Origin of the sequence: Nocardioides speluncae, assembly GCF_003121585.1 — a bacterium.
Taxonomy (GTDB): domain Bacteria; phylum Actinomycetota; class Actinomycetes; order Propionibacteriales; family Nocardioidaceae; genus Nocardioides; species Nocardioides speluncae.
Genome location: NZ_QEOO01000036.1, coordinates 110,434 through 127,943, shown reverse-complemented (window position 1 = coordinate 127,943; position 17,510 = coordinate 110,434). Strand labels below are relative to the sequence as shown.

The following is a 17,510-nucleotide window of genomic DNA, read 5'->3' as shown; positions in this document are numbered from 1 at the left end:
CACCGCGTCTCACGGCCGACGACTCGTTCGTGGAACCGGGTAGTTCAGCGTGGCGAGTAGTCGGCTGTGGAGGCTGGCGTTCGAGTACAGCCCGCCGCCCTGGTCGCTGGACCGGCCGCCTGCCCGGTCGGTGAAGCGGCCGCCGGCCTCCTCGACGAGGAGAACCCACGGCGCGTGATCCCATTTGTGGAAGCGCTCGACCAGGAAGGCGTCGATCTCCCCACGAACAAGCTCGACCAGCGGCAATGGGCTTGTCGCTGGGCGGGTCGCGGTGTGTGGGAGGCGAGCTCTGGACTCGTCGTCGAGCGCATCGAGGAGGGCGCCTTCGAGTGCCGAGGTCGTGCTCACCTCGAGGCGCCGTGTCTGGTCGTCCTGGCGCGGCCAGGAGCATTCGAAGGAGCCGCCACCTCGCGTCGCCCACCAGCAGCGTCGCAGCGCAGGCGAGGTGACGACTGCGAGCTCGGTGTCCCCGTCGACCTCGAGCGCGACGTGGATCCTCCAGTTCGGATCACCGCCAGCGAAGAAGCCGGTGCCGTCGATCGGGTCGAGGATCCAGACCCGATCGGACTCACCGAGGGCGCCAAGCTCCTCGCCGAGTAGCGCGTCATCGGGTCGCGCCTCGGACAACGCCTCCCGCAGCAGCCGCTCAACCGCTCGGTCGGCTTCGGTAACCGGGCTGCCGTCAGCCTTCTCGGTGACCGAGACACCGGACGTGAAGTGCGCGAGAGCGAGCTCCGCTGCCTGATCGGAGGCCTCGAATGCGAGCTCGAGGTCGTCTCCGGCGTCCCTCACGACTCTCGCTCGCGAGGCACTGGAAGGTTGGTCATGACGCTCCGATGATGAGTGGTGATGCGGCCGTCGGCGAGCACGTGGAACGACAGCGACGGAGGGTCGTCGTGGGAGGCCAACGGGGTCTCGGCGGTTGCGCGCTCCCACGGTAGTCGCAGGGTCGAGACAACGCCGGGGGCGACCAGCATCGGGCGATCGGCGAAGCTGGTGGCGGCCGCCGTATGCGCGTGACCGCACAGGAGCGCCACGATGTTCGGACGACGCTTGACCAGTGCGGCGAGCGGCTCGGTGTCGAACTGCCGGATGCTGTCGACGAACGGCTCGTGCAGCTCGGCCGGCGGGTGGTGGAAGCCGACCAGCACCGGCTCGTCGGCCGGCACCTCCTCGAGACCGCCGTCCAGCCAGGCGATCGTGCTGTCGTCCAAGCGACCGTCGTCCCGACCGGGTATGGACGAGTCGCACAACGCGATCGTGAAGCCGCTGCCTCGGTACAGCGTGTTCACCGGCTCGTCCGACGGCGGTACGCCCAGCAGGTGCCGGCGGAAGGGGGCACGGGCGTCGTGGTTGCCGGGGCAGACCAGCACCGGGTGCCGTGAGGTCAGTAGCTGCGCGGCGGTCTCATACTCGTCGGGCAGGCCGTGGTCCGCGATGTCGCCGGTCACCACCACGGCGTCCAGGTCGTGAGGCAGGTGTTCCAGGTAGTCCATGACGGCACGAGCGCGATCCACACTGCGTTGTCCGGCGTCGATGTGGATGTCGCTGAGGTGGGCAACCACGATCATCGCGAGCCTCCGCTCACCGCAGGCTCGGCGATGTGTGCGAGCAGCGCGGTGTAGTCCTGGCTGCCACGGCCGGCCGCTTCTGCCTCGGCCAGCCAGCTCGCCACTGCCTCGGCCAGTCGCAGCCGGCCTCGTCGTGCGACCCCGACGATCAGGTCGGCGTCCTTGCGGGCCAGGGCCAGCCGGAACCGCGGCGGGTAGACGTCCTCCTCGATCGACAGGCGGCGGCGGTGAGCCTGGGCTGCGAGCGGAGTGCGGTCCAAGACGTCGTACGCCGCGTCCGGCGACAACCCCAAAGTGCCTGCCAGAGCGAGTGACTCGCCGAGCACACCAAGTACGCCGAGCAGCGACTGGTTGGCGACCAGCTTCGCAGCGGTACCTGCACCGAGCGGGCCGACATGCAGTGCCTCGCCCAGGTGAGCCAGCACCGTGCGGGTGCGTTCCACGACCGAGGTAGCGCCGCCCGCAAAGATGGTGAGGGTGCCGTCGCGTGCTTCACCGATACTGCCGAGGACCGGAGCGTCCAGCAGCTCGGAGCCGGCCGGGAGCTCCTCGCCCAGGCGCACGACGTCGGTCGGCGCGACCGTCGACATCTGCACCACCACGGCACCAGGCCGGAGGCCGGCCAGTAGTCCCGTGGGGCCGGCAGTCACTGCACGCAGCGCCACCGAGTCCGAGACCATCACGATCACGATGTCCGCGGAGGCGGCCGCGGCTGCCGGCGACGCAGCCGCGGCCGCACCCGCTCGCGCCAGCCTGGCGACAGGCGCCGGCGACCTGTTCCAGACCGTCAGCTCCCGCCCGGTGGCCAGCAGCCTGCGAGTGATCGGCTCGCCCATTGCCCCGAGCCCGATGACCGCTACCTTCTCGTTGCCCATCCTTGGAACCCATCCTCTCGTCGATGTCGAGAATCTAGGCTTCAGATCGGACCAGGTTAAGGTCCAGTTCTATGCCAAGTTCTTGGTCCGATTTTGGGATCGACCTGCACCTGGACGTCGCCTCCGTGCGCGGTCGGCGGTCCGCGCTCGAGGCCGCGATCCGGGACGCGATCCGCGCCGGACGGCTCGCCCGAGGCACGGCGCTGCCCTCCACTCGCGTCCTTGCGCACCAGCTCGGCGTGGCCCGCGGCACCGTGACGGCGGCGTACGACCAGCTGGCTGCGGAGGGATACCTCACCGCTCGTGCTGGGTCCGGGACCACCGTCGCAGCGCTGCCGCCCAACCTGCCCGGGCCGGTGTCCGCCGGTGGCGGCGACCTCGCGCCGACCCACGACCTGCGCCCCGGTAGGCCCGACCTCAGCGCATTCCCCGTCCGTGCCTGGCTCACCGCGACCCGCCGAGTGCTGTCCGCCGCGCGCCCGGACGTGTTCGGACCAGGAGACCCGCAGGGCCGGATCGAGCTACGCACGGCGATCGCCGACTACCTCGGCAGGACCCGCGGCGTGATCGCCGGGCCGGACCGAGTGGTGATCACCTCCGGCTACTTCCAGTCGCTGCAACTGCTGGGCATGGCGCTCACAGCGGCTGGGGCGCGAACCATCGCCATCGAGGAGCCCAGCCACGATGCCTTCCGCAGCGTCGTCCGGCGCAGCGGGCTGCGGACCGTGCCGCTGCCCGTCGACGACGACGGAGCAGTGGTGGAAACACTCGGCGCCGCGGTCTCGGCGGCCCTGCTCACGCCGTCGCATCAGTATCCGGTTGGTGTGCCACTGCACCCGTCGCGCCGTCAGCAGGTGGCCCGGTGGGCGCGGGCGACCGGCGGGCTGGTTCTCGAGGACGACTACGACGGCGAGTACCGCTACGACCGCCGGCCGGTCGGCGCACTGCAGGGCATGGCGTCCGAGCACGTCGCCTACTGCGGTACGGCGTCGAAGAGTCTCGGGCCGGGCCTGCGACTTGCCTGGATGGTGCTGCCGCAGGCGCTGGTCGGGCCCGTCGTACGGGCGAAGGCCGACGACGACCAGTTCACCGAGACTCTCGGCCAGCTGGTGCTCGCCGACCTGATCACCAGCCACGCCTACGACCGCCACATCCGGGCCAGCCGCCTGCGCTATCGCCGTCGGCGCGAGATGCTGCTCGAGCGACTCGGTGCGCTATCTGCAGTCACGGCGAAAGGCGTACCGGCCGGCCTGCACACCCTGTTGGCTCTGCCGGCCGGAGGACCCCCGGAGGCGGAGGTGCTGGCAGCCGCGGCCACGCGCGGACTGGCTCTGCGTGGCCTCAGCGAGCTGTACGACGACCATACCCACCCGCGGCCTTCTGGCCTGCTCGTCGGCTTCGCCGCACCGTCCGACTCCGGCTACCGGCCCGCCCTCGACACGCTGGTCGCGGTCCTCACCGAGTTCTACCACTAGACCGCGAGGTCAGTCCGCGGCGCGAGACCCGTATGCCGGCCCGAAGAAGACCAGCACGGCCAGATCCTCGACGATGTCATGGAAGCGGTGCACCTCACCGGCGCCGACGAAGAGCACGGTCCCGGCAGCGACGTCGACCGTTCGCCCGTCACTGGTGAACCGCCCACGCCCGCCGGTAACGACGTACACCTCGTCCTCGGTGTGCGGGCTCTGCGGGTCGGCCGCCCCGGCGCGCAGCGAGTAGGTGCCCACGCTGAGGTCAGGGGTCGCCCAGTGCTCGACGTACGTCGCCCCGGTGCTGTCGGGCTCGGCCCAGCGGCCGGCTCGCTCGATGATCTCCACGCGGAGAACTCTGGCGGCGCCGCTCCGCTGCGGCAACTGGATCCGGGCTGAGCTACCCGGTGTCGGTGGCCGGCGCTGCGCTCAGCCGGCGAGGGCAGGCAGCACGTCGGGGGCGTGGCTGGTCCCCCAGAGCAGCTGCTTGCGGCGCCGGTACGCGACGGCGAGCGGGCGGAGCAGCGGCTTGCGGCGGCTCGGGACCAGGGCCCGGGTGATGTGCTCGCAGTCCGCGGCGCTCATCCCGTCGACCAGCCAGTGCACCTGGCGGGCCACGGTCGGCAGCGCGGCAGTAGCGGCGACGACCCGGCGCCGATCGAGCAGGTCGCACAGCTCGGTGATCGCGACGACCGCGTCGCGGCGCGGCGTGCCTTCGTGGCAGGCGCCGACGGCACTCGCGGCCTCGGCGGTACGGCGTACCGCGGCGGCCAGCTGGGCATCGCCGGTCGCGACCAGCCGGAGCATCCAGCGCACGTGCCCGGCCAGCGCCTCGCGCCGCTCCGCGGTCAGCCGCTGGTCATGGGCGAGGACGTACCGGGCGCGCTCGAGGTCACGGCGTACCGCCCGCGGCACCAGCCCTGCCCAGTTGTTGTCCATGCCAGTAGGAGGGTGCCGGCGCGCCTGCTGATACCGGCGATCAGTGGCGCGTCTTCGGAGCCGCGCTCGGATCTGGGAACCCGCTCAACGTGCGCGGTAGGCCGAACCACGGGAGCAGCGTGTTCTCGAATCGGGTGAGGGCCGCGATGGCGTTTCCGCTGGGGTTGAGGGTGAGCACATAGATCCCGGCCCCGTGAGAGATCCCGTTCGGGGAACGGACGTAGGCGCCGAAGGCCGGCTGTCTGTTCGCCCGCGTCGCGACCAGGTCGAACCGCCGGCCGGCGTCGAAGATGCTCGACAGGAACCGCGCCACGGTGTCTCTGCCCTGGTACTCGAAGGGCATCGGAGGCATGGAGATGAACACGTCGTCGGTGAGGAGGGCGACGACGCGGTCCAGGTCCGCTGCCTGGTAGGCATCCACGAACCGCCGCACGATCGCTTCCTCCGCGCCTGTCGCCACCGAGGCCGGCGGCATGGTCGTCCCAGCCGCTCGATGCGACCCGAGGGCAGAACGCGCCCGTTTCAGAAGGCTGTTCACCGTATCGACGGTGGCATCCAGGATCTCGGCAGTCTCCTTCGCGCGAAGGCCAAGGACATCGCGCAGGATGAGGACAGCCAGCTGGCGGGGCGGCAGCGCCTGGAGCGCGGTGATGAATGCGAGAGAGACGGCTTCGGCCTGTTCGTAGCGCGCCTCCGGGCCCAAGGGGCCTGCAAGGGCGCCATCCAGGAGGCTGTCCGGGTACGGCTCGAGCCACGGGACCTCGCCATAGCTTGTCGGTTCGGGCGGTACGACGCTCGGCACGTTCCACTCCTTTGCTGGACGCCGACTGGCGGCACGCCGGAGCGTGAGGCAGCGGTTGGTCGCGATTCGGTAGAGCCAGGTGCGCACCGACGAGCGCCCCTCGAAGTCGGCCAACGCCTGCCACGCGGCGACCAGCGTGTCCTGGACCGCGTCCTCGGCATCCTGCAGCGACCCGAGCATCCGGTAGCAGTGCACCTGCAGTTCGCGGCGGAACGGCTCGGTGAGCTCCCCGAACGCCTCGCCGTCACCGGTCTGGGCACGCTCTATCAGCGTCGCGGCTGCGGTCATGACTCCGAGTCTCCTGTCGTCGTTCGTGCGCGTCACCTAGGTCGACTCCGGGGCGGACAGAAACTGGGCGGTCGGTCGCCGCCCAGTTTCCGGACCACCCGGCCTCTGTATCGATTGACGGCTTGTCGACCCACGAAAGCGAGGAAACCGGTGAGGTTGTTGGAGGACAAGGTGGCGGTGATCTACGGCGGCGGCGGTTCCATCGGCGGCGCGGTGGCTCGTGCCTTCGCCGACGAGGGAGCGATCGTTCACGTAACCGGGCGCCGCGAAGGATCGGTGACTGCGGTCGTCGATGCGCTCGACGAACGGTCGATCGACGCGCACCTCGAGACGGTGGTTGACGAGCACGGTCGCGTGGACATCTCCTTCAATGCCGTCGGTCTGCACGACCAGGAGGTTCTCGGCGTCCCGTTGACCGACCTCGACGTCGACGGATTCAGCACCCCGCTGACGAACTACGTGACGTCGTACTTCCTCACGGCCCGCCTTGCGGCGCGACGGATGGTCAAGCAGAAGTCCGGCGTGATCATGACCGTCTCCGCGCTGCACTCGCGCATCGGCGTACCGCTGGTCGGTGGGTACGGACCCGCACAGGCCGCCAAGGAGGCGCTCACTCGCCACCTGTCGGCGGAACTCGCCCAGCACGGTGTTCGCGTCGTCGGACTCCGGCCACAAGGGATGCCGGAGAGCAGCACGATCAAGCGGGCGTTCGAGCCGCGCGCGAAGGCAACTGGCGTGACCTGGGAGCAGTGGCAGGAGCTCCTAGCCAGCCGAACGCATCCGCACCGCCTCATGACCCTCGACGAGATGGCCTCCACTGCGGCGTTCGTGGCCTCCGACCGTGGCAGCGGCCTCACCGGCACCACCATCAATCTCACCCTCGGCAGCACGGACGACTAGGAGATCTCTGATGACCCAGACCACCCCCGTCGCGACCCACAAGGGCCTCCTTCTGGCGCTCACCTGCGCGGCTCAGTTCATCGTCGTACTCGATATCGCGATCGTGAACGTCGCGCTCCCGACCATCCGGGCAGACCTGGGGTTCACCCAAAGCGGCCTGCAGTGGGTCGTTGTCGCGTACGGTCTCACGCTCGGCGGCTTCCTTCTGCTGGGCGGCCGGCTCGCCGACCATCTCGGCCGTCGCCGCATCCTCGTCGCCGGCCTCACGATCTTCACTGGCGCGTCACTCCTCGCTGGGACAGCCGGGCAGGCCGAGCTCCTGGTCGGTGCCCGCGCGCTCCAAGGGTTCGGGGCGGCCATGATTCCCCCCGCAGCGCTGTCGATTCTCGCCGTGACGTTCGACGAGGGCGCCGAGCGGAACCGGGCTCTCGGCCTGTACGGCGCCGTCGCCGGCATCTCTGCAACGGTCGGCGTGATTGCGAGCGGCTTGCTGACCGACGGACCCGGATGGCGCTGGATCTTCCTGATCAACGTCCCTATCGGAGTTGCCCTCGTGGCGACGGCCTTGCGATCTCTCCCGATGGACACGCCCTCACGCACCCGGGAGCCGTTCGACGTCGCCGGCGCCGTCACCGTGACCGGTGGGCTGCTCCTCCTCGTCTACGGCTTGAGCAGGGGAGCCGAGCACGGCTGGGCTTCGACCTCGACAGCCGGTCTGTTCGCAGGTTCAGCAGCCCTGCTGGTCGCCTTCGTCGTCGTGGAGATCAGGTCCCGGTCGCCGCTCGTCCCTGCGACCGCCGTACGGAACCGGACACTCCTTGCGGCGAACCTCTCGGCGTTCTTCACCTTCGGAGCGTTCTTCGCCCTCATCTTCGTCGGCACGCTGCTGATGCAACAGGTCCTCGCCTACTCACCCACCCGCACCGGTGTCGCCTGGGTGGCCACGTCCGGAATCTCGTTCTTCGCAGCGGCGATCACCGGCGGGAAGCTCGCCGAAGCCTGGGGCGTGCGTCGGGTGCTGGTCGGCGGGCTCACGCTCCTGGCGACCGCGATGGTCCTGCTCGCCCGCGTCCCCGCCGACGCCGGGTACGCCGCCGACCTGCTCCCTGCCTTCCTGTTGGCCGGAATCGCCGTGGGAGCTGCTGCCCCCGCGGCGCAGATCGGCGCCTTGGCCGGAGTCGACGGCGCGATGACCGGACTCGCATCCGGGCTGGTGGAGACCTCCCGCGAGATCGGCGGAGCGGTCGGGGTGGCGGCCGTGTCGACTGTGCTGATCGCCCAGACCGGTCTCGACGGTCTCCACGCCGCCATCTGGGTGATCTTCACCATCGCGACCTTGGGAGCCGTCACCGCACTCCTGGGCTTTCCCCGAGAGGCTCGCGTCACCGACGCCCTGCCTACGAGGGACGCCGTGTCGCGATGATCCGGCCCAGCCAGCCCGAGATCTCGTCGTACGCCAGCTCCCGGGCGCCGAGCTCGGCCCGCAGGTTGGCGAACATCCGGCGGGCCGGCCAGAGCCGTTCGTACGACGCGGGGCCGAGGAGGACCACCCGGTAGCCGTCCAGCGGCGGGATGTCGGCGGGCGTGCCCTCGTTCCAGATCCAGGTGCTCATTCCCTCGACCCCGGACGGGACCCGGCCTTCACTGGTGAGGGCGGCGGCGGAGTGCAGGTTCCAGGTACCGACCACCTCAACGCCGGCGTCGACCTCGCCCACGCCCCACGCCGTGGCGGCGACCGACGGACTCAGGCGTGGCGGTACGGAGCCGTTGGCCAGCGGGAACGCGTCCATCAGCAGCGTGTGCAGCTGGAAGTTGTCGGAGACTCCGTTGAGGCGGCCCTCGATGCCCAGCCCGGTGGCGGGCTCGATCGCCACGAACGGCTCGTTGTCGAGGACCTTCAGCAGCCGGGACATCCAGTGCGCGGTCTCGCTCCAGTCACCGATCGCCTCGAACCGGTCGAGCAGGCCGCCGCCGTACCGGCGGGCGTGCGCGCTGCGCTGGTAGATCGCCATGCACGGCGGCAGCATCCGGTCCAGGGCGTCGAGCGCGGCGAGCTGGTCGGGATGCGCGGTCTTCAGCTCCTCGCGGACGCCGGCGAAGATCTGGTCGGTGTCCTCGTCCGGGTCGGCCCGGTTGATCCGGGCGTTGGCGAGGTCGGCGACCGGCACCGCGTCCTCGAGTACGACGGCCAGCCGGCCGGTCAGCCGCGGCTCGACCCAGTCCGGGTCGGCACCCCGCTCGACCAGCGCTCCCCCGATGATCGCGGCGAACGGCAGCCGTTCGAGGTCGACGTCGGTGAGCACCTCGGCGTACTCGCGAACCGCGTGCTCAGCGTCGTCCGGCGACGCCTTCTCGACCGCCTCCATGAACCGCCGGGCCCGGGTCCGGGCGTCGTCCGCCGACGCCGCAGGAGCACGCACCGCCAGGAGCAGCGCGTCCCGAAGCTCCCTCAGCGACTCGGCCACGCGACGAAACTTACCTCCCGCCGCCCGGCATTCCCTAGGAGTGGGTGCCCTCCCCTAGGCCTCCAGGACGACCGGGATGATCATCGGGCGGCGCCGGTGGGTGTTGCTGACCCAGCGGCCGACCACGCGGCGGATCGTCTGCTGCAGCTGGTAGGAGTCGTCGACGCCGTCGGCGACCGCACGGTCCAGGGCGTCGATGATCGGCTGCTTGATCGCGTCGAAGGTGGTGTCGTTCTCGGCGAAGCCGCGGGCGTGGATCTCCGGTCCGCCGCACACCTTCCCGGTCACCGAGTCGACGACCACGATCACCGAGATGAAGCCCTCCTCGCCGAGGATCCGGCGGTCCTTCAGCGACGTCTCGGTAATGTCACCGACCGAGGAGCCGTCGACGAAGACGTAGCCGCAGTCGACCTTGCCGGCGATGGCCGCCTTGCCGTCGATCAGATCGACGACCACGCCGTCCTCGGCGATCACGACATGCTCGTCCGGTACGCCGGTCTCCCGGGCCAGCGCGGCGTTGGCCCGCATGTGCCGGATCTCGCCGTGGATCGGCAGCACGTTGCGCGGCTTGACGATGTTGTAGCAGTAGAGCAGCTCACCGGCGCTGGCGTGGCCGCTCACGTGGACCAGTGCGTTGCCCTTGTGGACCACGTTCGCACCCCACCGGGCCAGGCCGTTGATCACCCGGTAGACGGCGTTCTCATTGCCGGGAATCAGCGACGAGGCGAGCACGACGGTGTCGCCCTCCTCGATGTGCACGAAGTTGTGGTTGCGCTGTGCGATCCGGCTGAGCGCGGACAGCGGCTCACCCTGGGAGCCGGTGGAGATCAGCACCTGCTTCTCCGGTGGCAGGTCGGCGAGGTCCTTGGCGTCGACGAGTACCCCGGCCGGCACGTTGAGGTAGCCGAGCTCCTTGGCGATCGCCATGTTGCGCACCATCGACCGGCCGACGTACGCCGCCTTGCGGTCGTGGGCGACCGCAGAGTCGAGCACCTGCTGGACCCGGTGCACGTGGGAGGCGAAGCAGGCCACAATGATCCGCTGGTTGCTCTGGTGGAAGACCCGGTCGAGGACCGGCGAGATCTCCTTCTCCGCGGTCGTGAAGCCGGGCACCTCGGCGTTGGTCGAGTCGGTCATGAACAGGTCCACGCCCTCCTCGCCGAGCCGCGCGAACGCCCGCAGGTCGGTGATCCGGCTGTCCAGCGGCAGCTGGTCCATCTTGAAGTCGCCGGTGTGCAGGACCAGCCCGGCACCGGTGCGGATCGCCACCGCCAGCGCATCGGGGATCGAGTGGTTGACCGCGACGAACTCCAGATCGAATGGCCCGAAGGCGATCCGATCACCCTCGCGGACGACGTGGTGCACGGTCTCCTTGAGCCGGTGCTCGCGGAGCTTGCTGCCGAGCAGGGCCAGGGTCAGCTCGGAGCCGACCAGCGGGATGTCCTCGCGCTCACGGAGCAGGTACGGCGTGGCGCCGATGTGGTCCTCGTGCCCGTGGGTGAGGACCAGCGCCTCGACCTTGTCGAGCTTGCCGCGGATCGCGTCGAAGTCGGGCAGGATCAGGTCGACTCCGGGGTGATGGTCCTCCGGGAAGAGGACCCCGCAGTCCACGATCAGCAGCCGGTCGTCGTACTCGAAGACCGTCATGTTGCGGCCGACCTCGCCGAGGCCGCCCAACGGGATGATCCGCAGTCCCCCCTTCGGCAGCTCGGCTGGCGCGGAGAGTTCGGGGTGCGGATGACTCAATACAGACTCCTAGATAAGGCCGGACGCTTCGAGGCCCGCTCGGAGAGCGGCCACCTCGTCGTCGGTGAGGGGAACGAGCGGGGACCGCACGTTGCGGTTGTCGAGCACGCCACGCAGCTGGAGAGCTGCCTTGGCGGTGGTTGCTCCGTAGTTGGGGACGCCCATGACGGCGTCGAACGCGGGGAGCAGCCGCGTAAAGATGGTGAGGGCGGCGGCGTGGTCGCCGGCCAGGAAGGTGTCGATCATCTCGGCGAGCTCGCGGCCGGCGACGTGGCCGACCACGCTGACCAGCCCGCAGCCGCCGTGGGCGAGGAAGCCGAGCGTCGCGGCGTCGTCACCGGAGTAGACGGCGTACCCGGCGTCGATCAGCCGGGGCACCCTGGTCAGGTCGCCGGTGGCGTCCTTGACGGCGATCACGGTGTCCCACTCGGCGGCACGAAGGTAGGTGTCGAGCTCGATCTTGACCGCCGCGCGCGGCGGCACGTCGTACAGCATCACGGGTACGTCGCTGGCGTCCACGACCTGCTTGAAGTGGTGGACCAGCCCCGCCTGGGACGGCTTGTTGTAGTACGGCGTGACCAGCAGCAGGCCGTCGACGCCGATCTTCTCGGCCTGGACCGCGAGCTCGACGGAGTGTCGGGTGTCGTTGGTGCCGACGCCGGCCACGACCTTGGCCCTGCCGCCGACCGCGTCCTTGACCGCCTGCAGGATCTGGCCGTCCTCCTCGACGCTGGTGGTCGGCGACTCGCCGGTGGTCCCGGAGACCACGACGCCGTCGTTGCCGTTGTCCACGAGGTGGGCCGCGATCCGGGCGGTGCCGTCCAGGTCGAGCGTGCCGTCGTCGTGGAAGGCGGTCGCCATGGCCGTGAGCATCCGGCCGAACGGGGCAGCAGGGGAAGAGACCGTCATGGTGCAAGGTTATCCGTTGATCACGTTTGTGGTTTCATGCATCCTCGTGCGCAACCCAACGGGCTGGGTGCTAGCCGTCGCGGGTCTCGCGTTGGTGTGCGTCCCAGCCGCCGTCTACGCGGCCCTGATCGGCAACTCCGGCAAGACCGGACCGGAGGAGGTCCCGAGCGCGTCGGTGTCGCCCACCGCCGCCCAGGGCAAGCCGCGGCCCACCAAGGTGACGATCGCGCTGACCGGCGACGTACTCGCGCACGACACGCTCTTCGAGGTTGCCGCCGACAACGCCGAGCGCAAGAGCGGGGCGCGCCAGTTCGACTTCCGGCCGATGCTCAAGGGACTGCGGCCGGTCGTCGCCGAGGCCGACCTCGCGATCTGTCACCTGGAGACGCCGCTGGCCCCCAAGGGGGGGCCCTACTCCGGCTATCCACAGTTCTCGGTGCCGCCGCAGCTTGCCGCCGACCTCGAGGACATCGGGTACGACGCCTGCTCGACGGCGTCCAACCACAGCGTCGACCAGGGCTTCGACGGGGTGACCACCACGCTCGACGCGCTGGACCGTGCCGGCTTGGTCCACACCGGCACCGCTCGCAGCCGTGCCGAGGCCGACCAGCCCACGGTGCTGGAGGCCGAGGGCATGAGGATCGGCTGGCTGAGCTACACCTTCGGCACCAACGGGCTCCCGGTCGACTCCGACAAGCCGTGGTCGGTCAACCTGATCGACCCGGACCGGATCATCGCCGACGCCAAGCAAGCACGTGCGGAAGGCGCGGACGCGGTCCTGGTCGCGCTGCACTGGGGCGACGAGTACGCCACCGAGCCCAGCTCCTACCAGACCGAGATCGCCGAGCAGCTCACCAAGAGCAAGGCGATCACCATGGTCTACGGCCACCACGCACACGTCGTACAGCCGGTCGAGAAGGTCAACGGCACCTGGGTGGTCTACGGCCTCGGCAACTCGCTGGCCAAGCAGGAGACCGAGGCCGACGGCGTCAACGACGGGCTCGTCGCGATCGTGACCCTCACGCAGAGGGGCGAGCGGCAGGCCAAGGTGAGCAAGCTGGTGACCCGGCGTACGGTGATCGAGCACGACCTGCCGCCGTACGGCGAGACCAGGGTGCGGCTGACCGGCGGGCCCCAGCGGCCCTGATAGGGAGCTGTGGTTTCCTTGGACCCCGTGACTACTCGTTCTCGGGCCACCCAACTCACGGCTGCCTGGCTGGCGCTTGCCGCGCTCGCCCTGGGCGCCTGCTCCTCTTCGTCGGGCTCCGGCGAGGGCGACGACCCGCAGGGAGCGCCATCGGCGAGCGAGTCGGCGCCTCCGAAGCCGACCAAGGTCACGCTGGCGATGACCGGCGACGTACTCCTCCACAACACGGTCTGGGGCTCGGCCGCGCAGACCGCGGCTCGCGAGGGCGGCCAGCGTGACTTCGACTTCCGGCCGATGTTCGCCGCGATCAAGCCGGCGATCTCCGGTGCGGATATCGGGATCTGCCACATGGAGCCGCCGATCGCGCGCGAGGGCGGTCCGTACGAGAGCTACCCGCTGTTCTCGGTGCCGCCGCAGATCGCGCCCGACCTGAAGGCCATCGGGTACGACGCCTGCTCGACCGCGTCCAACCACAGCGTCGACCAGGGCTTCGACGGCGTGGAGAGCACGCTCGACGCGCTCGACGAGGCCGGGCTGAAGCACACCGGGACCGCGCGCACCCCGGAGGAGGCCAAGAAGATCGCCTTCTTCGAGAAGCAGGGCATGAAGATCGGCTGGCTGAGCTACACCTTCGGCACCAACGGGATGCCGGTCGACTCCGACAAGCCGTGGTCTGTGAACCTGATCGACGCGGACCGGATCATCGCGGACGCCAAGCGAGCCCGCGCCGAGGGCGCCGACGCGGTCCTGGTCGCGCTGCACTGGGGCGACGAGTACACCACCGAGCCCAGCGCCTACCAGACCGAGATCGCCGAGCAGCTCACCAAGAGCAAGGCGATCACCATGGTCTACGGCCACCACGCCCACGTTGTCCAGGAGATCGGCAAGGTCAACGGCAAGTGGGTGGTCTACGGCCTCGGCAACATCGTCGGCGACCAGGAGGGTGTGGCGCCCGGCACCATGGACGGCCTGATCGCCGTCGTGACCCTCAGCCAGCTCGGCGACGCGCCCGCGAAGGTCGTCAAGCTGAGCACGATCCCGACCCACTTCGACATGTCCGCCGCACCCCACGGCGAGGCCGCGATCAGCCTCTCCGGACCGCCGAAGCGCCAGCGGGGTTGACGGTCCGGCCGGATGTCACCGCCTAGACTCCGGCTCGTGCCGCATCCACTCACCCTCGTCGCCGCGATGGACGAGAACAACGCGATCGGCAAGGACGGCGACCTCCCGTGGCGGCTGCCGGCCGACCTGGCCCGGTTCAAGGAACTGACGCTCGGCCACGTGCTGTTGATGGGCCGCAAGACCTACGACTCGATCGGGCGGCCGCTGCCGGGCCGGACGACAATCGTGGTCACCCGGCAGCTCGACTGGCCCGCGCCGCCCGGCGTGCACGTCGTACACACCGTTGACGAGGGCATCGAGCTGGCAGCCACCCTGCAGCCGGACCGGACCGTGATGGTGGTGGGCGGCGCGGAGATCTACCGGGCGACCCTCGACCTGGCCGACCGCCTCGAGCTCACCCACGTCCACGACAAGGTCGACGGCGCCGACACGTTCTTCCCGGAGATCGACCCGTCGGGCTGGGTCGTCGTGGCCACCGACGACCGCGACGAGTTCAGCTGGGTGACCTACGAGCGCGCGGACTGAGGTATGCCCGTGGCCGGATGCCTGACCGAGCACCAGATCGACACGGCAATGCTTGTTGTCTTCGCTAGCGGTTCCATTGCGATAGTCGCTCTCATCGGGTGCGCGCTGGCCTGGCTTCCGTCGAGCGCCTTCCAGCAAAGAAGGCCGACCTACCTCGACGGGATTGCGGCGCTGTTCAGCGCCGGATGCCTGATTGTGCTCATCTTCAACGACCAGGTCTGGCTGGCAGCTGTCGCTGTCGCGGCCATCCTCGCGTTCTTTCCTGTGGTGCTCATCCTTCGAAAGCGGGCGAGCGCCTTCTCAGCGGGCGTCGAGCTGGCGCCGGCCTGGCGCCGCGGCAACTCGGCGGTCAAGTACGGCGCACCGGCGCTCGCGGCCGTCGGGGTGCTCGTTGCCGCGGGCTCACTGGCGTGGGTACTCCCGGCCGAGCTCTGCTGATCTACAGCCGCTCTCATCGCACGAGGTCGTAGCCGTCGCCTATCAGGCTTGCCTGTCACCTTGACCTTGTGTGCCTGGTAGGCACACACTGACTGCCATGGCTGTCACCAAAGACTCCAGAATCGCCGTGCGCCTCTCTGCCGACCAGGAGGCACTGATCAAGCGTGCCGCAGAGTCCGAAGGTGCCACTGTTACGGACTTTACGGTCAGGGCCACCGTCACTCATGCGATCGACGTTCTCGCCGACCGGCACGTGTTCGTCCTCAATGACGCCGCCTGGGCGGACTTCCGCGCTGTGCTCGACCGTCCGGTTCAGACGAACCCCGCGCTGGTCGAGCTGCTCGCCGAGCCGTCGGTCTTCGTCGACGAGGCATGACCGGGTACACGCGCCCGCGCGCACTGGCTGCTGATGACGAAGTCGCGGCATTCGACAGCGGTGAGCCGAGCCTGGACGAGTACCTCCGCAAGCGCGCTCTCTCGAACCATCTAGAGGGCGCGTCGCGTTGCATCGTCACCACCCACGGTGGACAGGTCGTCGGCTACTACGCGCTCGCGTCCGCTGCGATCTACCACCAGGAGTTGCGCGGTCGCGTGCGCCGCAACATGCCCGACCCAGTACCTGGCGTACTCCTGTCGAGACTCGCCGTCGACCAAGAACATCAAGGCAGCGGGTTGGGCAGACAGTTGCTGCGGGACGCGATCCGCCGCACCATAGAGGCGGCGGATCTGATCGGCGTCCGGGTCCTCCTGGTTCATGCCCTGCACGACCGGGCACGTGAGTTCTACGCACGCGAAGGCTTCGAGTCGTCACCCACCGACCCGCTTCACCTGATGTTGCTCATCAAGGACGCTCGCGCTTCTCTCGACGCCACCTGATCTTGCAGGTTGGTGAGCAACGAGCGGTGCTAAGCGCGCTCCCACCACACGAAGTCGTAGCCGTCGTGAGGCTCGCGGCGGGTCTCCTTCCAGTCCTCCCGGTGCCACTTGGGGTAGAAGGTGTCGCCCTCGGGCGACTGATGGACCTCGGTGAGGATCTGGTGCGTCGCGAACGGGAAGGCGGCCTCGAAGACCTCGCCGCCGCCGAAGATCACGACATCACCGTCGAACCGATCGGCCAGGCTGAGCGCATCGTTGACGTCGCGCGCGGCGAAGGTGGCAGGGAAGCTCCAGTACGGCTGCCGGGTGATCACGACGTTCGTGCGGAACGGCAGCGGGTGGCCGATCTGCTCGAAGGTACGCCGACCCATCACCATCGTGTGGCCGGTGGTCACCCGGCGTACATGCGCAATGTCCTCGGGCAGGTGCCAGGGTACGCCGCCCTCCTTGCCGATCACTCCGTTGTCAGCGACCGCGGCCACCATCACCACGCGCTTGCCCGAGACCTCCCCCTCAGACGGCAATGGGAGCCTTGATGCCGGGGTGCGGGTCGTAGGCCCGGACCTCGATGTGTTCCAGGTCGAAGGCATCCAGCTCGGTCACCGTCGGGTCGAGCCACAGCGACGGCAGCGGCCGCGGCTCGCGGGTCAGCTGCAGCCGGGCCTGCTCGAGATGGTTGGAGTAGAGGTGTGCGTCGCCGAGGGTATGCACGAAGTCGCCCACCTCCAGGCCGGTGACCTGGGCGACCATGTGGGTGAGCAGCGCGTACGACGCGATGTTGAACGGGACTCCGAGGAACACGTCCGCGCTGCGCTGGTAGAGCTGGCAGCTAAGGCGACCATCGGCGACGTAGAACTGGAACATCGTGTGGCACGGTGCCAGCGCCATCTGCGGGATGTCGGCGACGTTCCAGGCGCTGACGATGTGGCGACGCGAGTCGGGATCGTTGCGAATCTTGGACACAATCTGCGCGATCTGGTCGATATGGCGGCCATCGGGGGCCGGCCAGGACCGCCATTGGTAGCCGTAGACAGGCCCGAGGTCGCCGGCCTCGTCGGCCCACTCGTCCCAGATCGTGACGCCGCGGTCCTGCAGCCACTTCACGTTGGTGTCGCCGCGCAGGAACCACAACAGCTCGGCGAACACGCTCCGGGTATGGATCTTCTTGGTCGTGACCAGCGGAAATCCGGCCCGCAGGTCGAACCGCATCTGATGGCCGAAGACACTGAGCGTGCCGGTGCCGGTGCGGTCGTCCTTGGTCACGCCGTCGTCGAGAATCCGTCGTACCAGATCGAGATAGGCCTGCACATCGCCAGCCTACTTTGCGATCCCGCGCCGTGGCCGCTGAACCAAGACCCAGCCCACAACAGGCCAGAACTATCCGCTATCGGACATGAAGGGCTCTCAGCCGCTCCTCACCTTGACCCCATCTGCGCCC

Annotated in this window: 20 protein-coding genes; 9 read left to right on the top strand and 11 right to left on the bottom strand. The window is 69.3% G+C overall.

From position 1 onward, the window contains the following. Positions 1–9: 9 nt before the first annotated feature. From DDV73_RS18490 to DDV73_RS18480, 3 genes are read right to left on the bottom strand one after another with little or no spacing between them, the layout of a single operon-like run. The gene (locus tag DDV73_RS18490) at positions 10–792 is read right to left on the bottom strand and encodes an inositol monophosphatase family protein (RefSeq protein WP_109508736.1); all 783 of its coding nucleotides are present in this window, start codon (positions 790–792) and stop codon (positions 10–12) included. After that, positions 789–1,571, bottom strand: coding sequence for a metallophosphoesterase (locus tag DDV73_RS18485; RefSeq protein ID WP_109508735.1), 783 nt, complete (start codon positions 1,569–1,571; stop codon positions 789–791). The genes DDV73_RS18490 and DDV73_RS18485 overlap by 4 nt, the downstream gene beginning before the upstream one ends. Continuing rightward, positions 1,568–2,446, bottom strand: coding sequence for an NAD(P)-dependent oxidoreductase (locus DDV73_RS18480; protein WP_109508734.1), 879 nt, complete (start codon positions 2,444–2,446; stop codon positions 1,568–1,570). Before DDV73_RS18480 ends, DDV73_RS18485 begins: the two co-directional genes overlap by 4 nt. A 71-nt stretch (positions 2,447–2,517) precedes the next feature. On the opposite strand from DDV73_RS18480, the gene pdxR reads away from it, so the two are divergent. Further along, positions 2,518–3,921 (top strand): MocR-like pyridoxine biosynthesis transcription factor PdxR, encoded by a 1,404-nt coding sequence (pdxR, locus tag DDV73_RS18475; RefSeq protein WP_109508733.1) that lies wholly within the window; start codon positions 2,518–2,520, stop codon positions 3,919–3,921. A 9-nt stretch (positions 3,922–3,930) separates the two neighbouring features. Here pdxR and DDV73_RS18470 read toward each other — a convergent pair whose 3' ends face one another. From DDV73_RS18470 to DDV73_RS18460, 3 genes are all read right to left on the bottom strand, one after another. Further along, positions 3,931–4,263 (bottom strand): cupin domain-containing protein, encoded by a 333-nt coding sequence (locus tag DDV73_RS18470; protein WP_109508732.1) that lies wholly within the window; start codon positions 4,261–4,263, stop codon positions 3,931–3,933. 81 nt (positions 4,264–4,344) lie between these two features. Further along, positions 4,345–4,854 carry a hypothetical protein gene (locus DDV73_RS18465; RefSeq protein WP_109508731.1) on the bottom strand — a complete coding sequence of 170 codons (510 nt, stop codon included), beginning with the start codon at positions 4,852–4,854 and terminating at the stop codon, positions 4,345–4,347. Positions 4,855–4,894: 40 nt separating this feature from the next. After that, positions 4,895–5,944, bottom strand: a complete 1,050-nt coding sequence (locus DDV73_RS18460; protein ID WP_109508730.1) for an RNA polymerase subunit sigma-70 — start codon at positions 5,942–5,944, stop codon at positions 4,895–4,897. A gap of 150 nt (positions 5,945–6,094) precedes the next feature. On the opposite strand from DDV73_RS18460, the gene DDV73_RS18455 reads away from it, so the two are divergent. Together DDV73_RS18455 and DDV73_RS18450 are read left to right on the top strand one after the other, a co-directional pair. Continuing rightward, a complete protein-coding gene (locus tag DDV73_RS18455) occupies positions 6,095–6,844 on the top strand; it encodes an SDR family NAD(P)-dependent oxidoreductase (protein WP_109508729.1) in 750 nt (249 codons plus the stop codon). A 10-nt stretch (positions 6,845–6,854) separates the two neighbouring features. Next, the gene (locus tag DDV73_RS18450) at positions 6,855–8,267 is read left to right on the top strand and encodes an MFS transporter (protein ID WP_109508728.1); all 1,413 of its coding nucleotides are present in this window, start codon (positions 6,855–6,857) and stop codon (positions 8,265–8,267) included. On the opposite strand, the gene DDV73_RS18445 is transcribed toward DDV73_RS18450, so the two are convergent. Genes DDV73_RS18445 through dapA form a run of 3 tightly spaced genes read right to left on the bottom strand, consistent with a single transcriptional unit; the run spans position 8,242 to position 11,964 of the window. Next, positions 8,242–9,309 carry a hypothetical protein gene (locus DDV73_RS18445; RefSeq protein ID WP_109508727.1) on the bottom strand — a complete coding sequence of 356 codons (1,068 nt, stop codon included), beginning with the start codon at positions 9,307–9,309 and terminating at the stop codon, positions 8,242–8,244. The two genes, DDV73_RS18450 and DDV73_RS18445, sit on opposite strands and share 26 nt — an antisense overlap. A 54-nt stretch (positions 9,310–9,363) precedes the next feature. Next, a complete protein-coding gene (locus DDV73_RS18440) occupies positions 9,364–11,055 on the bottom strand; it encodes a ribonuclease J (RefSeq protein WP_109508726.1) in 1,692 nt (563 codons plus the stop codon). Positions 11,056–11,064: 9 nt separating this feature from the next. Continuing rightward, positions 11,065–11,964, bottom strand: a complete 900-nt coding sequence (gene dapA / locus DDV73_RS18435) for a 4-hydroxy-tetrahydrodipicolinate synthase (RefSeq protein WP_109508725.1) — start codon at positions 11,962–11,964, stop codon at positions 11,065–11,067. Between the two features lie 46 nt (positions 11,965–12,010). Between dapA and DDV73_RS18430 the strand changes: the two genes are divergently transcribed. The 6 genes from DDV73_RS18430 to DDV73_RS18405 all read left to right on the top strand — a co-directional run bounded on the left by DDV73_RS18430 (position 12,011) and on the right by DDV73_RS18405 (position 16,072). Further along, positions 12,011–13,111 (top strand): CapA family protein, encoded by a 1,101-nt coding sequence (locus DDV73_RS18430; RefSeq protein WP_161962455.1) that lies wholly within the window; start codon positions 12,011–12,013, stop codon positions 13,109–13,111. 27 nt (positions 13,112–13,138) lie between these two features. Continuing rightward, complete coding sequence (locus DDV73_RS18425) at positions 13,139–14,233, top strand: CapA family protein (RefSeq protein ID WP_154402807.1); 1,095 nt, start codon at positions 13,139–13,141, stop codon at positions 14,231–14,233. A gap of 36 nt (positions 14,234–14,269) precedes the next feature. Continuing rightward, positions 14,270–14,758 (top strand): dihydrofolate reductase, encoded by a 489-nt coding sequence (locus DDV73_RS18420; protein WP_240617356.1) that lies wholly within the window; start codon positions 14,270–14,272, stop codon positions 14,756–14,758. Between the two features lie 9 nt (positions 14,759–14,767). Beyond that, positions 14,768–15,196 carry a hypothetical protein gene (locus DDV73_RS18415; RefSeq protein WP_154402806.1) on the top strand — a complete coding sequence of 143 codons (429 nt, stop codon included), beginning with the start codon at positions 14,768–14,770 and terminating at the stop codon, positions 15,194–15,196. A 97-nt stretch (positions 15,197–15,293) separates the two neighbouring features. After that, positions 15,294–15,572, top strand: coding sequence for a type II toxin-antitoxin system TacA family antitoxin (locus DDV73_RS18410; RefSeq protein ID WP_109508720.1), 279 nt, complete (start codon positions 15,294–15,296; stop codon positions 15,570–15,572). Further along, on the top strand, positions 15,569–16,072 hold the full coding sequence (locus DDV73_RS18405; protein ID WP_109508719.1) for a GNAT family N-acetyltransferase: 504 nt from the start codon (positions 15,569–15,571) through the stop codon (positions 16,070–16,072). Before DDV73_RS18410 ends, DDV73_RS18405 begins: the two co-directional genes overlap by 4 nt. A gap of 29 nt (positions 16,073–16,101) precedes the next feature. Here the strand turns inward: DDV73_RS18405 and DDV73_RS18400 are convergent, their stop codons facing one another. Both DDV73_RS18400 and DDV73_RS18395 read right to left on the bottom strand, forming a co-directional pair. Then, positions 16,102–16,596, bottom strand: a complete 495-nt coding sequence (locus tag DDV73_RS18400; protein ID WP_240617355.1) for a dihydrofolate reductase — start codon at positions 16,594–16,596, stop codon at positions 16,102–16,104. Beyond that, positions 16,586–17,380 (bottom strand): thymidylate synthase, encoded by a 795-nt coding sequence (locus tag DDV73_RS18395; protein ID WP_109508717.1) that lies wholly within the window; start codon positions 17,378–17,380, stop codon positions 16,586–16,588. Before DDV73_RS18395 ends, DDV73_RS18400 begins: the two co-directional genes overlap by 11 nt. Positions 17,381–17,510: the final 130 nt, after the last annotated feature.